The following is a 584-nucleotide window of genomic DNA, read 5'->3' on the forward strand; positions in this document are numbered from 1 at the left end:
CTGAAGAGATGGCATATTGCTACGCAAGAATGAAAAGTGATATACTGGAATGTTTTAAAAGGCAGGTGGGCAAAGTTAAGGATTAATTATCAGGAGTAATTATGCGGAACAGAATCATGCCTGGTGTTTACATAGTAATAATTCCTTACGTTATCGTAAGCATTTGCTATCTCCTTTTCCGCCACTACATTCCTGGTGTTTCTTTTTCAGCTCATAGAGATGGTCTTGGGGCGACATTGTCATCATATGCAGGAACCATGATTGCAATCCTGATTGCTGCCTTGACGTTTCTAATCGGAAGCAGAACGCGCCGACTGGCCAAGATTAGAGAGTATGGGTATATGACATCGGTAGTTATTGTCTATGCCCTTAGTTTTGTTGAGCTTGGAGCTTTGTTTTTCTGCGGGTTATTGCTTCTTTCCAGCATAAGCGGCTACATGATACCCACTATCGCCATCGGCATTGCCTCTGCATCGTTCATTCATATATGCATCCTTGTTTTCCAACTATATAATTTGACCAGAGAACAAGAATAACCCGGCCTCAGCGCCGGGTTTTCTTTGCCTCACGATCGCCCCCAAAAC

Annotated in this window: 1 protein-coding gene; it reads left to right on the forward strand. The window is 43.2% G+C overall.

Annotated elements, in window-relative coordinates; translation table 11 throughout:
- The first annotated feature begins 116 nt into the window (after positions 1-116).
- Positions 117-536, forward strand: a complete 420-nt coding sequence (locus tag ACTHSL_RS12880; protein WP_002969635.1) for a protein rexB — start codon at positions 117-119, stop codon at positions 534-536.
- Positions 537-584: the final 48 nt, after the last annotated feature.

This window comes from Neisseria sp. P0008.S010 (assembly GCF_051962715.1).
GTDB classification, from domain to species: Bacteria; Pseudomonadota; Gammaproteobacteria; order Burkholderiales; family Neisseriaceae; genus Neisseria; species Neisseria elongata.